The 15,431-nt window shown below is 72.8% G+C and carries 12 protein-coding genes; 7 read left to right on the top strand and 5 right to left on the bottom strand.

Going from position 1 to position 15,431, the window contains the following annotated elements:
- The 3 genes from O0S08_RS43950 (at position 1) to O0S08_RS43940 (ending at position 4,729) form a co-directional block, all read left to right on the top strand.
- The gene (locus O0S08_RS43950; protein WP_269035493.1) at positions 1-1,254 is read left to right on the top strand and encodes an RNA polymerase sigma factor; all 1,254 of its coding nucleotides are present in this window, start codon (positions 1-3) and stop codon (positions 1,252-1,254) included.
- Between the two features lie 38 nt (positions 1,255-1,292).
- Entirely contained in the window at positions 1,293-3,065 is a 1,773-nt protein-coding gene (locus tag O0S08_RS43945; RefSeq protein WP_269035492.1) for a monovalent cation:proton antiporter-2 (CPA2) family protein, read from the top strand.
- Between the two features lie 203 nt (positions 3,066-3,268).
- The gene (locus O0S08_RS43940) at positions 3,269-4,729 is read left to right on the top strand and encodes an FG-GAP repeat domain-containing protein (RefSeq protein WP_269035491.1); all 1,461 of its coding nucleotides are present in this window, start codon (positions 3,269-3,271) and stop codon (positions 4,727-4,729) included.
- Between the two features lie 37 nt (positions 4,730-4,766).
- Here O0S08_RS43940 and O0S08_RS43935 read toward each other — a convergent pair whose 3' ends face one another.
- Positions 4,767-5,342 (bottom strand): 2OG-Fe(II) oxygenase, encoded by a 576-nt coding sequence (locus tag O0S08_RS43935; RefSeq protein WP_269035490.1) that lies wholly within the window; start codon positions 5,340-5,342, stop codon positions 4,767-4,769.
- A gap of 9 nt (positions 5,343-5,351) precedes the next feature.
- Between O0S08_RS43935 and O0S08_RS43930 the strand changes: the two genes are divergently transcribed.
- Complete coding sequence (locus O0S08_RS43930; protein ID WP_269035489.1) at positions 5,352-7,997, top strand: helix-turn-helix domain-containing protein; 2,646 nt, start codon at positions 5,352-5,354, stop codon at positions 7,995-7,997.
- A gap of 178 nt (positions 7,998-8,175) precedes the next feature.
- On the opposite strand, the gene O0S08_RS43925 is transcribed toward O0S08_RS43930, so the two are convergent.
- Positions 8,176-8,427 (bottom strand): hypothetical protein, encoded by a 252-nt coding sequence (locus O0S08_RS43925; protein WP_269035488.1) that lies wholly within the window; start codon positions 8,425-8,427, stop codon positions 8,176-8,178.
- Positions 8,428-9,013: 586 nt separating this feature from the next.
- Between O0S08_RS43925 and O0S08_RS43920 the strand changes: the two genes are divergently transcribed.
- Positions 9,014-9,217, top strand: coding sequence for a YjzC family protein (locus tag O0S08_RS43920; RefSeq protein ID WP_269035487.1), 204 nt, complete (start codon positions 9,014-9,016; stop codon positions 9,215-9,217).
- Between the two features lie 115 nt (positions 9,218-9,332).
- On the opposite strand, the gene O0S08_RS43915 is transcribed toward O0S08_RS43920, so the two are convergent.
- A complete protein-coding gene (locus O0S08_RS43915; protein ID WP_269035486.1) occupies positions 9,333-10,055 on the bottom strand; it encodes a head GIN domain-containing protein in 723 nt (240 codons plus the stop codon).
- Positions 10,056-10,306: 251 nt separating this feature from the next.
- Here O0S08_RS43915 and mhpA point away from each other — a divergent pair, with 251 nt between their 5' ends.
- Complete coding sequence (gene mhpA / locus O0S08_RS43910; protein WP_269035485.1) at positions 10,307-11,899, top strand: bifunctional 3-(3-hydroxy-phenyl)propionate/3-hydroxycinnamic acid hydroxylase MhpA; 1,593 nt, start codon at positions 10,307-10,309, stop codon at positions 11,897-11,899.
- A 158-nt stretch (positions 11,900-12,057) separates the two neighbouring features.
- On the opposite strand, the gene O0S08_RS43905 is transcribed toward mhpA, so the two are convergent.
- The gene (locus tag O0S08_RS43905) at positions 12,058-12,903 is read right to left on the bottom strand and encodes a universal stress protein (protein ID WP_269035484.1); all 846 of its coding nucleotides are present in this window, start codon (positions 12,901-12,903) and stop codon (positions 12,058-12,060) included.
- 169 nt (positions 12,904-13,072) lie between these two features.
- On the opposite strand from O0S08_RS43905, the gene O0S08_RS43900 reads away from it, so the two are divergent.
- Positions 13,073-13,552 (top strand): hypothetical protein, encoded by a 480-nt coding sequence (locus O0S08_RS43900; protein WP_269035483.1) that lies wholly within the window; start codon positions 13,073-13,075, stop codon positions 13,550-13,552.
- Between the two features lie 12 nt (positions 13,553-13,564).
- Here O0S08_RS43900 and O0S08_RS43895 read toward each other — a convergent pair whose 3' ends face one another.
- On the bottom strand, positions 13,565-15,208 hold the full coding sequence (locus tag O0S08_RS43895; protein WP_269035482.1) for a protoglobin domain-containing protein: 1,644 nt from the start codon (positions 15,206-15,208) through the stop codon (positions 13,565-13,567).
- Positions 15,209-15,431 lie beyond the last annotated feature (223 nt).

The following is a 15,431-nucleotide window of genomic DNA, read 5'->3' as shown; positions in this document are numbered from 1 at the left end:
GTGAACGGCGTCGCCAGGGCGATCGATGCCATCTTCCGCGCCGAGTCCGGCGCGGTGCTGGCGACGCTGATCCGCTTGACCGGCAGCTTCGAGCTGGCCGAGGACGCGCTGCAAGACGCGCTGACGGCCGCGCTCGAGCGCTGGCCGGCCGACGGGCTGCCGCACTCGCCCGGGGCATGGTTGACGACGACGGCGCAGCGCAAGGCGCTCGACCGCCTGCGCCGCCGTCGCAACGCGGATCGACTCGGTACGCACGTCGAGGCGGAGCTGCTGCTGGCCCGCGCCGACGAGGGTCGACCGGACCTCGGCCCGGGCGGTCCGGTCGAGGACGACCGCCTGCGACTCATCTTCACCTGCTGTCATCCGGCGCTGGCGCCCGAGGCCCAGGTGGCGCTGACGCTGCGGACCTTGGGCGGGCTGTCGACGGCGGAGATCGCCCGCGCCTTCTTGACGACCGAGTCGACCATGGCGCAGCGCCTGGTGCGGGCGAAGCAGAAGATCGCGAAGGCGAAGATCCCCTACGCGGTGCCCGACGCGGCCGCTCTGCCCGCGCGCGTCGAGGCGGTGCTGGCGGTGATCTATCTGATCTTCAACGAGGGCTACCTGGCCAGCGCGGGGGCGTCGCTGATGCGCCGCGAGCTGTGCAGCGAGGCGATCCGGCTGGGCCGCGTGCTGATGAAGATCCTGCCGGACGAGGCGGAGATGACGGGGCTGCTGGCGTTGATGCTGCTGCACGACGCGCGGCGCGAGGCGCGGGCGGGCGACGACGGGGCGCTGATCCTGCTGGCGGAGCAGGACCGGTCGCGCTGGGACCCGGCCCAGATCGCGGAGGGCCTGGAGCTGGTGGCGCAGGCGCTGCGACAGGGCCGACCGGGGCCGTATCAATTGCAGGCCGCGATCGCGGCGGTGCACGCCGAGGCGCCGTCGGCGGCGGGGACCGACTGGTTGCAGATCTTCCTCCTCTACACGGAGCTGCACGTGCGCCATCCGACGCCGATCGTGGCGCTCAACCGGGCGGTGGCGGCCGGGTTCGCGGGGCGTCCGGAGGTCGGGCTGCGCGCGCTGGCCGAGCCGGAGGTGGCGACGGCGCTGGTCGATTATCCGGGCTTCTACCTGGCGCGCGGGGACCTGCTGCGACGCACGGGCGACGTCGCGGGCGCCCGCGGTTGCTTCGAGCGCGCCGTCGGGCTCGCGGACAACGCCCAGGTGCGCGGGGCGGCCGCGCGGCAGCTGCAAGCGCTGGTCGACGGCTGAGGTCAGCTCGGCGCGCGGCCGGGGTATGTTCGGGGCCGGTGCAGCTCGCTCAATCCGCGATCTTCCTGGCCGCCGCGGTGGTGGTGGTCCCGCTGTTCAAGCGCCTCGGGCTCGGCTCGGTGCTCGGTTATCTGGCCGCAGGTGCGGTGATCGGGCCGTCCGGGCTCGGGCTGGTCGAGCACGTCGAGGACACGCTGCACGTCGCGGAATTCGGGGTGGTGCTGCTGCTGTTCGTGATCGGGCTCGAGCTGCAGCCGAAGCGGCTGTGGGAGATGCGGTCGGGGGTGTTCGGCCTGGGGTCGGCGCAGGTGGTGGTGACGTCGCTGCTGCTGGCCGCGGGGGCGTGGCTGCTGGGGCTGCCGCCGGCAGGGGCGATGGTGGTCGGGTTCGCATTGTCGCTGTCGTCGACCGCGTTCGTGCTGCAGGTGCTGGGCGAGCGGCTCGAGCTGACGTCGCCGCACGGGCGGGCGTCGTTCAAGATCCTGCTGTTCCAGGATCTGGCGGCGATCCCGGTGCTGGCGGCGATTCCGCTGCTGACGAGCAGCGGCGAGGGCTCGGAGGCGACGCAGGGGCCGTGGATGTCGCTGGCGATCGCGGCGGGGGTGATCGCCGGGCTGGTGCTGGCCGGACGCGTGCTGCTGCGCCCGCTGTTCCGCTGGGTGCTGTCGACCCGCAGCAACGAGCTGTCGTCGGCGTGGGCGCTGCTGGTGGTGATCGGGACGGCGCTGCTGATGGAGGTGATCCACCTCGAGGCGGCGCTCGGGGCGTTCCTCGCCGGGGTGCTGCTGGCCGACAGCGAGTACCGCCACGAGCTCGAGGCCGACATCGAGCCGTTCAAGGGGCTGCTGCTCGGCTTGTTCTTCGTGGCGGTCGGGATGTCGGCCGACCTCGGGGTGATCGCGGCGCAGCCGCTGACGGTGCTGGCGGTCGTGGTGGCGATCGTGACGGTCAAGGCGCTGGCGCTGCTGGCCGTGGGGCGGCTGGCGAAGATGCCGCTCGGCTCGGCGGCGAGCCTGGCGATCTCGCTGTCGCAGGGCGGCGAGTTCGCGTTCGTGCTGTTCGGGGTGGCGAAGCCGGCCGGGCTGGTCTCAGGCGCGGTGATCGACCTGCTGGTGGTGGCGGTGACGCTGTCGATGATGGTGACGCCGCTGCTGCTGATCGCCCGCGACCGCCTGGCAGCCCGCCGCGCGGCCCAGAACCGCCGCGAGTTCGACGCGATCGACGAGGAGAACCCGGTCATCATCGCCGGCTTCGGCCGCTTCGGCCAGATCGTCGGCCGCGTGCTGCGGATGACCCGGATCCCGTTCACCGCGCTCGAGGTCGACACGACCCAGGTCGACTTCCTGCGCCGCTTCGGCAACGAGATCTATTACGGCGACGCGGCCCGCATCGACCTGCTGCGCGCGGCCAGGGCCGACAAGGCGCGCCTCATCGTGGTGGCGATCGACGACGTCGAGGCGTCGATGCGCACGGTCGAGACGGTCCGCCGCAACTTCCCGGAGCTGCGGATCGTGGCCCGCGCCCGCAACCGCCCGCACGCGTTCCGCCTGATGGCCCACGGGGCCCACGTGATCGTCCGCGAGACGTTCCTGTCGAGCCTCGAGGCGGCCCGCCGCTCGCTCGAGGAGCTCGGCGTGACGCCCAGCGACGCCCGCGAGTACGTGAAGATGTTCCGCGAGCACGACGAGCGCGTGCTGCAGGAGCAGTACTCGATCCGCCACGACGAGGCCGCGCTCATCGAGTCGGCCAAGAAGTTCAGCGCCGACCTCGAGCGCCTGTTCGACGCCGACGCCCGCCAGCGGCCGCGGTAGGATGTACCAAGGGGCATGTTCCGAGGAGCATGCTCATGAGAGCATGTCCTTTCGGGAATGTATGATGGGTCATGTCGGAGTGCGCGGCCCCGAGCGCGGGGGTGCAGGTGGAGTCTCTGGCTCCATCGCGCGACCGGGGGCCGGGAGCGGGCGCAGGAGCGGCCGGGTGCGTCGGCGAGCCGGCTGTGCCATGATCGGGCGGCATGCTTAGACTGATTCCGGTGGTGGCGATCGGGTTGTGGTTCACGTCGTGCGGTCCCGATGCGCCGCAGACGAGCGCGAGCGAGAGCTCGGGAGGGCCTTCGGGCGAGGGGTCGACGGCGACCGCGGGCGAACCGACGAGCACGTCGTCGGCGGAGAGCTCCTCGGCGACGGGGCAGTCGTCGACGGCGAGCTCCGACAGCGCGGACCCGGGATACGACACGGACTCTCATCCGTGGTGTAACTGCCGGCTCGGTGCAGCGCGGGCGTGTGACGTGTGTGGCAAGACGGGGGTGCAGATCTGCGACTGGTACGATGCCGACGCCTGCGACTACGGCCCGTGCCAACTGGACTACGAGGACGACGCGTGCCCGGTCGGTCAGCAGTGCGTGGGCGAGTACTGCGAGTGGCTGTCGCCGCTGCCGAGCTGCGAGCGTCCGGCGCTGACGACGTCGGAGCTCTCGCTCGCGGGCCCGCCGTCGGCCGTGGCGCTGGCCGACTTCGACGGCGACGGTGTGCTCGATCTGCTGGCGGCGCTGCCGATCGACGCGGTCGTGGAGCTGCGGCCCGGCGACGGCGCGGGCGGGTTCGGCCCGGGAGAGACGTTTCCGACCGGGATGTCCGCGGCGGTGTCGCGGGTCGCGGTCGCCGACCTGAACGCGGACGGGCAGCCCGACGTGGTGCTGACGGCGCCGGCCGAGATCGGCGAGCTGAGCCTCGTGGTGAATCAGGGCGGGGTGTTCGCGCCGCCGCTGGTGTCGACGCTGGGTCAGCAGACGCAGCAGTTGTTCGTCGGCGACTTCGACGGCGACGGTCACGCGGACGTGCTGGCGCGCAGCCTGCCGGACGAGGGTAACCTGGCCTTAAGGCCAGGTGATGGCATGGGCGGGGTGGGCCCCGAGCTCGCGCTCGACGACCGCGGGGAGGCGGTGTTCGCGATCGGCGTCGGAGCAGTGGCGGGCGGCGCCCGCGTCGACATCGTGTCGACGGCGATCGAGCCGCCGGGGGCGAAGATCCTCGAGCTGGCCGGCGATGCGTTGACCACGGTGGCGACGGCGGTCGGCGGCGGTGAGTTGCGCTATCAGGCGGTGTCGGTCGGCGACGTCGACGGCGAGGGGGCCGACGACGTGGTGTGCTACCGCGAGGGGTCGGGCGCGCAGGTCGTGCGAGCCTGGCTGCAGCTGGTGGCGACCGAGGAGCTGGCGCTGCCCTGGAGAGCAGAGCTCGGGCCGCTGGCGGACGTCGACGGCGACGGGCGCGGCGAGCTGCTCGTGGCCACGGTGGGGCCGCCGGGCGTGGCCGCGGTGGACTTCGACGCGCAGTGCGTGCAGGACTACGCGATCGCGGGCCAGACGACCGAGGCCAGGCTGGCCAGCGGCGACATCGACGGCGACGGCAAGGCGGACGTGATCGCCGTGGCCAGCGGATCGGCGACGGCGACGATCCTGCGGACGGGTCCTTGAGTATACGAGAGATGTCTCATGCGACATGTCCTCGGGGTCACTCTGGGTCGCGGCGGTACATGACGTCGGTGCGCAGGACGTGCTTGACGCCGCGCTTGACGGGGGCGCCCTGGTGTCGGATGGGGTGGTCGAACACGAGCAGCATGCCGCGCGCGGGGGCGACGCGGACGACGTCGCCGTCGTGGTCGAAGTCGGTGGTGCCGCCGGTGAAGTCGGCGTCGAGGTAGAGCATGACAGTGAGCAAGCTCTGCTCGTCGGGGCCGCGGCGGAAGCTGCCGTCGTGGTGCCAGCGGAAGTACTGGCCGGGCTGGTAGCGGTAGAAGCGGAACCGCTCGTTGACGCCGACGGCTCGCCAGCTGTGGCGCCGCTCGGGCACGTACGGGGCCAGCCGCTGCCACAGGCGGCGCGCGCGGTCCTCGTCGTCGAGGATCACCCGGGTGTTGTTGCGGATCTCCGGGGCCATGACGAAGCCGCGCCCGGTGGTGATCGGCGCCGCCTCGAAGCCGACGCCCTCGGCGAGCCGCAGCCACTCGGCGCACTCGTCGGCGGAGAGGAAGTCGTGGACGGTGAAGACTCGGTCGTCGATGATCTGGGTCCTGGTCGGTATGGGCATGCCGGGACAGTGAGGCCCGGGCGCCCGCAGGACGAGGATCGCAGCCGGGCAGAACCGGGCAAGACCGGCTACGATGGCGCCAGGACGGTGCTCCGCTTCAACCACGAGCTGCTCGCGCGGGTCCGCACGGAGCTGAACCTGACCCAAGAGGCAGCCGCGGCGGCGGTCGGGGTCGATGTCCGCACGTACCGGCGCTACGAGTCGGGGGCGGTCAACGAGGCGGCGGAGGGCTTCGTGGTCCGCAACGCGAGCCGGCGGCGGCTGCTGGTCCAGCTGAGCCGTGAGCTGGGGATCTCCGAGAGCGAGCTGGTGGTCGCGGCCGCGCCGGCGCAGGAGGTGCCGACGCGCGCGGGCTGGCGGCCTTGCCACGCGCACACGCTGCCGCGCGCGCGCCACTTCGTCGGCCGCGAGGAGGCGCTGGCGCTGCTGCGCGAGCCGTCCCGGCGGGTGATCGCGGTGGTGGCGATCGGCGGGGCGGGCAAGACCGCGCTGGTCGAGCGCTTCGTGGCGGCGCTGGGCGAGGGGCCGCACGCGGGCGGGCTGTTCGTGTGGAGCTTTTACGATGACACGCGGGTCGAGGCGTTCTTCGCGGCGGCGACGAAGTACTTCGCCGCGGCGGAGGTGCCGGCGGGCGAGCGACCGCAGGCGCTGCAGGAGGCGCTCGCCTCGGGGCCGCCGCATGTGTTGGTGCTCGACGGGCTCGAGGTGCTGCAGGGCAGCGGGCTCGATGACTCGACGTACGGGCGGATCGCCGACGGGTCGCTGCGGCGGCTGCTGATGAGCGCGGCGCGCGGGCTCGGGGCGGCGCGCGTGATCGTGACCACGCGCTTCGAACCGACCGACCTGCAGGCGTGGGACGGGGCAGGCTTGACGACGCTGCGCCTCGGCGGGCTGTCGCCGGCGGAGGGCTCGGCGCTGCTCGAGCGCTGGGGGCTGGCTGCGAGCGCGTCGCTGCGGCCGCTGGTCGATCGCGTCGGCGGTCACGCGCTGTCGGTGGCGATGCTCGGGTCGTACGCGGGGACGTTCCTCGACGGCGACGGCGAGCGGGCGCAGGCGATCGCGCTCGAGCCCGCGGCGCGCGACGATGTGCAGGCGCGGCGGCTGCTGGCGGTGCTGGCCGCGTACGCGCGGGCGCTGGCGCCCGAGGAACGCGACCTGGTGGCCCGGCTGGCGCTGTTCCCGGCCGGGGCGGACGTCGAATTGCTGGCGCGACTGGCTGCGGCGGGCGGCGCAGTCGCGGGGGCGCTTGCGGGGCTCGAGGCGGGACAGCTGGGGCCGATCGTGGCGCGGCTCGAGCGGCTGGGTCTGGTGGCTCGCGCGGCGCCGCGGCGCTACACGGCCCACCCGTTCGTGGCGGAGTACTTCCGCTCGCTGCTCGACGCGCCGCCGGCGGCGATCCACGAGGTCGAGCGGGCGCACCTGGTGGCGCGCCTCGATGTCCATCGCCCGGGGCCGCACGCGGACGAGCGGCTCGACACGTACGAGGCGCTGCTCGTGCACACGCTGCGCGCGGGCCGAGTCGGCGAGGCGGCGTCGATCTACTTCCGCAGCCTGGGCGGGTTCTCGCACCTGGGGCTGCAGCTCGGGGCGATGAGCCGCGGGGCCCGGATCGTCCGCGAGTTCGCGGAGGCTGGCGATCCGTCGCGCATGACGACGGCGCTCGAGCCCGGCCGGCGCGCGCGGCTGGTGTACGACTGGGGCCTCTACGCGGGGGCGCTCGGCGATCTGGCACAGGCGAGCCGCTGCTACCGGATCAACGGGTCGCTCGCGCGCGAGGCCGGCAACCTCGAGGCGCTGACCACGAGCCTGCGCGCGCTGGCCTACACGGAGCGATTGGCGGGGGCGCTGACGGAGGCGCTGCAGCTGTGCGAGACGGCGGCGGAGGTGGCGATCCGGGCGGAGGCGCCGGGGGACGCGGCGCGGGCGCTGGCGCTGCAGGCCCGCGTGCTGCACGACCTCGGTCGGGTCGACGCGGCCGAGGCCTGCTTCGACAGGACGCGCGCGCTGGGCGACCGGCCGTTCGCGCGTCGATCGTTCTGGGCGGCCGAGCACGCGCTGGGGCTGGGCCGGCTGGCGACTGCGCGGGCGGAGATCGAGGGCAACCTGGCGGGGCTGCACGAGCTCGGCTGGGCCGGCCATCGCGCCCACGCGGAGACGATCCTCGGGACGCTCGCGCTCGCCGACGAGGAGCCCGACACGGACCGCGCGAGCGATCACCTGATCCGCGCGCGCGAGTGGACGACCGCGACCGGGGAGATCGAGGTGGTGCTGCGCTGCCACGCCCTGGAGGCGCAGATCTGCCTGGCAGAGCGACGCTTCGCCGACGCGGAGCGGGCGATCCGCGGCGGCCTGGTGCTGGCCGAGACGTGCGGCTTCGGCCTGTTCGCCGTCGATTTCAACAATTTGGCGCTGACGCGGGCGCTGGCGGTCGGGATACGGGTGACGGAGGCGGCCGCGCAGGCGCTGGCGGTCGCCTCGAGTCGGACTACTTATGCGTGGGGCCTGGCCGATGCGCTCCACCTGGCAGGGCTGGCCGCGCTGGCCACGGGGGCGGAGGCGCGAGAATTGCTGACGCGGGCAGAGGCGCTGCGGACGACGCTGCAGCACCCGCAGCTGGCCGCGACGCGAGCGGCGCTGGCGCGGGCCGATCGTTGAGCGCAGCGAGCGTCGCGATGGGTGCGCGATTCGGTATTGAATAATAAAATGTCCTCGGGGACATGTGATAAGATTCGCGGCGCGACGAGGCCGCTCCGGAGGATGTCCGGAGAGACATGTGCCACGAATAAGGCCTCGCCGCCGCGAACGGCGGCGAGGGCGGTGACCTCGCCGCCGCTCAGCCGCGGAAGCCCGACGACTTGCTGCGCCGCCGGCGGACGTCCGCGGGCATCGGCTGGCGAGCCGGGGTCTGCTCGCGCCGCTTCTCCGGGCGGGCGGGAGCGGAGCCCGGACGCGCGGTCGGGGCGCCGCCCAGGACCCACGACAGCGGGCCAGCGTGCTCGCGTTTGGGCTGGGGCGACGGCTCGGCGGGCGGCTCGGGCGTGGTGAGGTCGGGGTTGGTCTTGGGAGCGAAGAGAGTTCTGGGCATGGACGCGATCCTACGAGCCTGTCCGAAAGGACAGACGTGATGAACCCGCGCGCCGGTGGCGGGAAATGAGGACAGGACGACGCGGCCCGGCGCGCGCCCCCAGCGGGCGCGACGGACGACGTGCTCCACGGATGCCGCGAATCACCGCACGGTGACTCCGCAGATCCACGGCCTCACGGACGCACGCGCGCCCGTGAAGTGCATCGCCCTCCGAGGACCGAAAGCCCCGGCGTGCCGAAGAATGGCCGCATACGCGACCTGCACCGCGTTCTTGGCCTCAGCCCCGAAACGCGGGAGAAATCGACACAATCCGTGGCTGGCGAGCCCGGTGAGGGCGCCGCGTCGGTGTGCTCGAAGACTCGTGGATCAGATACGCATGGCTGACCCCATCGCTGGGGCCGAGACGACATTACTCGCGGGTGGGGGGCCTGTCAAGGCGCGGAATGCAGCGAGCCGAGCAGGACGCGTGTCGTCGCGAGCCGATCCCGTCACGCGACGGCGCGTGCGTGAGCACGGCCGGCGGCGCGGTGATCGATCGGTCCGGTCGGGGGAACCACACGGGTGGACTTCAACGGAGGAGATCGAAGTGGCCAACCTGGGTGATCGATTCAAGACTGGTGATTCGTGCGTGGCGAGCGGGAGCTACGTCTTCGACGGTTATACGAGCGAGCCGTCGACGCCGCAGCCGACGCAGGAGGAGCGGGTGATCCCGCTGGAGAGGGGGCGCGTGTTCCCGCCGATCCGCTCGACCAATCGCGGGGCGTACTGGAAGCTGCAGCGCCTGCAGTAGTCGCCTCACTGCGAGCGAGGTCGTCAGCGCGAGCCGGTGACGACCTCGCGCTCCGGCGTCGCCGCTCATCGATGATTGCAAGGGCGCGGGCGCTTCGGCGATTGCCACGGTGGGATCAGTGGAAGACGACCTCGCCGGAGCCGGTCTTGTGAGCGTGGCGGTCGGCGGGCGAGCCCCACACGTCGACGGTGCCGGAGCCGGTGAGCTCGGCGTCGACGAGCTCGGTGGCGTGGAGCTCGACGCCGCCGGAGCCGGTGCTGCGGACCTGGGCCGTCTCGGCCACCAGGTCGCGGGCGTGGATACCTCCGGAGCCGGTGTTGACGAACGCGACGTCCTCGATCGTGCCGGCCAATTGGATGCTGCCGGAGCCGGTCGAGCGCACGTCGGCGTGCGCGACAGTCAGCTCGTCGACGGTGATCGAGCCCGAGCCGGTCTGGCGGATGTCGGTCAGCTCGGTCGCGGCGCCGATCGTGCGCGCCTCGCCGGAGCCGGTGTTGCTCAGGGCGCGCAGGTGGCGGGTCTCGACCTCGACGCGGCAGCCGGCGCGCGGGTGCAGGGCGAACAGGCCGTCCCGGCCGATGCGCAGCACGTCGCCGTCGACGAAGGTCTCGACGCGCTCGATCAGGTTGGCGTCGCACAGGACGCGCACGGCCTCGGCCTCGCCGAGAGTGACCTCGACGTCGAGGGCGGTGGCGTTGACGACTGCGTCGAAGCCGGTGAGCTCGCGCTCCTCGACCTCGAGATCGCCGTCGCCGATGAGAGGGAGGCAGCCGCCGGCGACCAGCGCGAGCGGGAGGACGAGCAGGGCGGCGAGGCGGCGAGGGCGGCGGAGCGGCATGTCGGTGCAACACCGCGCCGGCCGGAAAGTGTCACCGGACTTCGGGGAGGGCGAAATCGCGCTATTGACGGGAGTTCAATGGCCATTCATCGCTCCCGGGCGAGGTGGACAGTCGCGGCAATGCCTCGGGCGCGGCATTCGTGGCAGAGATTTAATCATGGGAGTCGGAGCGAGGGGGCGCCGGAGGCGATGCGGACTCGACGCGTGGGTGATTCTCGGACATGATGCGGCGCCCTGCGCCGGGCCGCGCCATGTCCGAAGTCCACGCCCTCGAGTGTGATGTCGCCATCGTCGGCTGCGGGCCCGTGGGGGCGGTGGCGGCCAACTTTCTCGGGATGGCGGGGCTGTCGTGCGTGGTGGTGGAGCGCGAGGCGGGCGAGCACGGCCAGCCGCGGGCGTTCAGCTGTGACGACGAGGCGCTGCGGATCTACCAGCAGATCGGCCTGGCCGACCGTCTGTTGGCGAACATGGCCTCGGCCGATCGGGTCGATTACACGGGCGTGGCAGGCCGACCGTTCGCGGAGCTCCGGTGCGCCGGCCTCGACTTCGGGTCGACCTACAGCCCGCTGCACTTCTTCCATCAGCCGACGCTCGAGGCGACCCTGCGCGAGGGCATGCGCCGCTTCCCGTCGGTGTCGCTGCGGCTCGGCTGCGAGGTGACGGGGCTGCGCGCGGGCGCCGAGGCGGTGACGCTCTCGCTGCGCGGCCCGGCAGGGCCGACGACGCTGGCGGCCCGCTACGTGCTCGGCTGCGACGGGGCGCGCAGCACGATCCGCCAGCTGCTGGGGGTCGTGATGCACGGCGCGCGCTACGACGAGCCGTGGCTGGCGATCTCCGGCTTCGCCGAGCCGGGGGCGCTGCGCGTGCCCAACACCCGCTTCGTGTGCGACCCGGCGCGCCCGACCTTCGTCGGCGTCGGCCCGGCCGGCGAGGTCCGCATCGAGCGGATGATCCTCCGCGGCGAGACGCCGGCCTCGCTCGAGCGGCCCGAGTCGGTGCGCGCATTCGTGGCCCCGTTCGTCGACCCCGACGGCTTTCGCATCACCCGCGCCGCGACCTATCGCTTCGGCAAGCACGTGGCCGAGCGCTGGCAGGTCGGGCGCGTGTTCCTGCTCGGCGACGCGGCCCACCAGATGCCGCCGTTCATGGGCCAGGGCCTGTGCTCGGGCCTGCGCGACGTGGCCAACCTGACGTGGAAGCTGACCGCCGTGCTGACCGGAGCGGCCGACCCGAAGCTGCTGGCGACCTACGAGCTCGAGCGACGGGCGCACACGCAGGCGATGATCGACGTCAGCGTGCGCATGGGCCAGGTGTTCTTGACGAATCAGCCGCGGCTGGCGGCGGTCCGCGACGCGGTGTTTTGCGCGATCCAGCGGATCGGTCGGGTGCGCCGGTTCATCCGCGACTTCGAGTTCAAGCCGCCGCCGCTGCACCGCGCCGGCTTCATCGCCGGCGGCCGTCGCCCGCGCGGCGGGGCCCAGGGCACCTACTTCCCGCAGGTCCGCGGCGAGGCGGGGCGCTCGGACGAGCTCCTCGGCCCAGGCTTCGCCGTCGTCGGCCTCGAGGTCGACCCGCGGGCCGTCGATCGGGATGGCGCCTTTTTAAATGGGCTGAACGCGCGGTTCGTCCGCGTGCGCGCGGCCCCGGCCGCGAGCGAGGCCGGTCTGTTCGAGGTGGTCGATGCGAGCGGCAGGCTGGCGGCGTGGTTCGCTCGCCACCGCGCCGCAGTGGCGATCGTCCGCCCCGACCGCCACGTGTTCGCCGCCGGACCGATGCACGCGGCGGCGAGCCTCGGTCGCACTCTGGCGACTGCGCTGCGGGAGCCGCCGGGGCCGCCGACATGAGGATGAATGGAAGGACATGGGGCCGAGGGCGACAGTTCGACGCGAACGCCGGGCTGCCATGCAGAGATCATGAAATTGAACGAAATGCTCTTAAAAGCATGTGTGTTCAAACATGTTCTATCAGGCATGTCTTCTGGGGCATGCCCTCATGGACATGATCAGTCGCGCGGCGGGACCACTGCGACGGGGCAGGCGGCGAGGCCGGCGAGGGCGGAGGCGGTGCTGCTGAGGAAGAGGCGGGCCGGGAAGCCGAGGCGGCGCGAACCGACGACCACGAGGGCGGCGTCGCGGGCCTCGGCGAGGTCGGCGAGCTCGAGCACCGGGTCGCCGAAGCGCAGGTGTCGAGGCGCGGCGGCGAGGCCGTGGGCGGCGGCCCAGCGCTCGATGTCCTGGGCGACCTCGGTGCGGTAGGCGTCGCGGGCGCGCGTCCAAATGGGGTCGCGGATCTCGTCGTCCTCCTCGTAAAAATCCTCGCCGACGTGGACCACCTCGAGCGCGCGGCCGAGGCGGGCGGCGAGGCCCTGGGCGAAGCTCGCGGCCTCGTCGCTGGCCGAGCCGAAGTCGGTCGCGAGGAGGATCGGGCCGGCGGCGACGGTGGCGAGGGTCGGCGGGACGACGACCACCGGCGCGGGCAGCTGGCGCAGCAGCCGGCGCGCGACCGGGCCGAGGCGGGACAGGGCGCGCCGCGGATGGCTGGCGACGCGACCGACGATCAGGCCGGTCGCGCCGACGGCCGCGCGCGCGAGCCCGGCCTCGGCGGTCTCGGCCTCCTCGGTGACGATCCGGTCGGGCGAGCGACAGCCGAGCGCTGCGGTCGCGCGAACGACTGCGGCGCTCAGGTCGGCCTCGAGGTCGCCGCGGAGGTAGGGGCGGCTCCACGGCTCGAGCACGTAGGCGCCGACCACCGATTCACCGGCCGCCCCGAGCCAGCCGGCGAACGCGAGGGCGCCGCGGCTGCGGTCGCGGAGGTCGAGGGCGACGATCCATGAGCTTGCTGTCGACATACGCATCGCTGGGTCCGCCGGCGAGGTTATCACGCGACCCGCGGCGATGGGGGGAACGCGTGGGACATCGATGCGACGCACCAGCGATCGCGGCTCCGCGAGCCGGGGTTGGCGAGGCGCGCAGGAGTTTCGCGGTCGCCGAACCACGAAGATCTCACCATGAATGGGTATGTCGATCCTCGCCCGTTCCGCCGCTGTCCTGCTCGCTCTGGCCGCCTGCGACATGGTCCACGCGAAGGACAAGTCGCCGCCGAAGCTCGAGGAGAGCAAGCACAACGCCAGCGGCGACCGCGGCGGGCTGTCCGCCTGCTACGACGATTGCACGCGCCAGCGGCTCGAGCCCGGCGACGCGGTCACCTGCCGCCGCAACTGCGACATGGCGTTCAAGGTCACGCCGACGGCCACCGACGTGGCATTCGACACCGCCGCCTCGTGCATGCACGAGTGCGGTGATTCGCGGCAGTGCGTGAAGCGGTGCAAGCGGCGGGCGCGGGCCGCCGACGAGGCCGTGACGGGCGAGGCGCTCGATCGGCTGTCGGTTTGCGTCGACGTCTGTCACGCCGACCGCAAGCTCGACGCCGGCGATCGCTGGACCTGCGTCCGCAACTGCGCGCAGACGGCGAAGCACGGCGCGGCGCCGGCGTCGTGACGTCGCGGCGGCTCAGCGCTTGCGCGGGCTGTCGAGCGGCGCCAGCGGGAGGGCCACGCGGAACAGCGAGCGGCCGGGGGCGCTGTCGACGTCGATGGTGCCGCCGTGGTCGGTGACGATCCGGTGGGTGATCGACAGGCCGAGGCCGGTGCCCTGCGGCTTGCTCGAGTAGAAGGCGTCGAAGATCGGGGTGTCGGGGGCGACGCCCGGGCCGTCGTCCTCGACCTCCAGGGTGACGATGCGCGGCTGACGACGGGCGCGGACGATCACGTTGCCGCCGCCGCCGGGCGCGAGTGCCTCGATCGCGTTGCAGACGAGGTTGAGCAGCACCTGCTCGAGCTTGGCGCGGTCGGCCCGGAGCTCGATGGGGGCGAGCGGGACGTCGAGGCGGAGGCTGACCTTGCCGTCGCCGGCCTGGGCGGCCACGAGCTCGGCGACGCGCTCGAGCAATGGTTGCACGCACACCGGCTCGAGCCGCAGCGGACGCGGGCGGGCGAACTCGAGGAACTCGGTGACGAGCGCGCCGAGGCGCTTCATCTCGTCGCCGACGACGGTGAGCGACTCGAACACGCGCGGGGTGGTGTCGCCGCGGCGGAGCGCCCGCTCGAGCCGGGTGAGGTGGAGCTGGGCGCCGTTGAGGGGGTTGCGGATCTCGTGGGCCAGGCCGGCGGCGAGGGTGCCGATCGCGGCCAGCTTCTCCTGCTGCTGGGTGCGGGCCAGCAGCGCAGTCTCGTCGGTGGAGTCGATGCCGAGGGCGAACACCGCGACCTCGTCGCCCTCCGCGGGCGCGTAGGTGAGGCGCCAGCGGACCACCCGTGTGCGGCCGTTGCGGGTCTGGACCGTGGTCTCGAGCGCGGGCTCGTCGTCGTCGCCGGCGACCGCGACGTGGACCTCGGGGCGCTCGCGGTGGAGCTCGGCGAAGCGCGCCAGCTGCTCGCGCAGGCGCAGGCCGTCGCCACGGTCGTCGATGTGCAGCGCCTCGACGAAGGCGCGGCCGAGCACCTCGTCGCGCTGGTGGCCGGTGACGCGCTCGGCCTCGCGGTTGAACAGGCGCACGCAGCCGCCCGCGTCGAGGCCGAGGATCAGCACCCGCGCCAGCTCGACGGCGCTGATGTAGCGGTGCTCGGTCCGCGCCAGCGAGCGACCCAGCGCCTGCTTCTCGAGCTGCTCGACTTGCTGGATGCGGGCGACGAAGTGGTCGCCGTAGCTCTCGAGCATGATCGCCAGCTCGAGGTCGAGGAGCCGCGACACCGCGGCCGCGGTGCCCGGGCCGTCGCTCGGCGAGGCCTCGACGATCGCCACCAGCGAGCCGCGGATCCGCGCCATCGCCGTGAACATGTAGCGCTGCGGCAGGCCGACCTTGACGTGCACGCGGCCGATCGTGGCGGTGTCGTGGTAGTAGGCCTCGTCGTAGACGCCGCCGAACAGGCGCCCGAGCCAGCGGATCAGCGAGCGGTGCAGGCGGGCGATCTGCGCCTCCCCGGTGAACACCGCGTGGGCCTCCTCGTGCAGGCGGATCCGCTCGTAGAACTCGCGGGCGATCCGCTCGAAGTGCGGCTCGGCCAGCTCGCGCGCGGCTCGCAGGTATTCGGCGTCCTCGGCGGTGAAGCCGATGTAGCGCTTGAGCTCCTCGAATCGCGTCTCGAGGGTCTGCATCGCGACGACCCGGAGCTCTCGGATGTACACGCGACGATCGGCGCCGACAAGCGCGCTGCCGATGCGTCACGTCGCCCGCGTCGCGCCCGCAGCGCTGCGGGTCTCGGAGACGATCGCCGCGTGGTGGTACCTCACGCGGGCGGCGCCAAGTCGCAGTGCACGAGCAGCGGCGGCCCTCTACGCCTTCGTTGTGACATGTTTGTTACAGGGGTGTCTCGGGTGC

Origin of the sequence: Nannocystis punicea (assembly GCF_026965555.1) — a bacterium.
GTDB classification, from domain to species: domain Bacteria; phylum Myxococcota_A; class Polyangia; order Nannocystales; family Nannocystaceae; genus Nannocystis; species Nannocystis punicea.
This window is presented reverse-complemented; position numbering and strand designations above follow the sequence as displayed.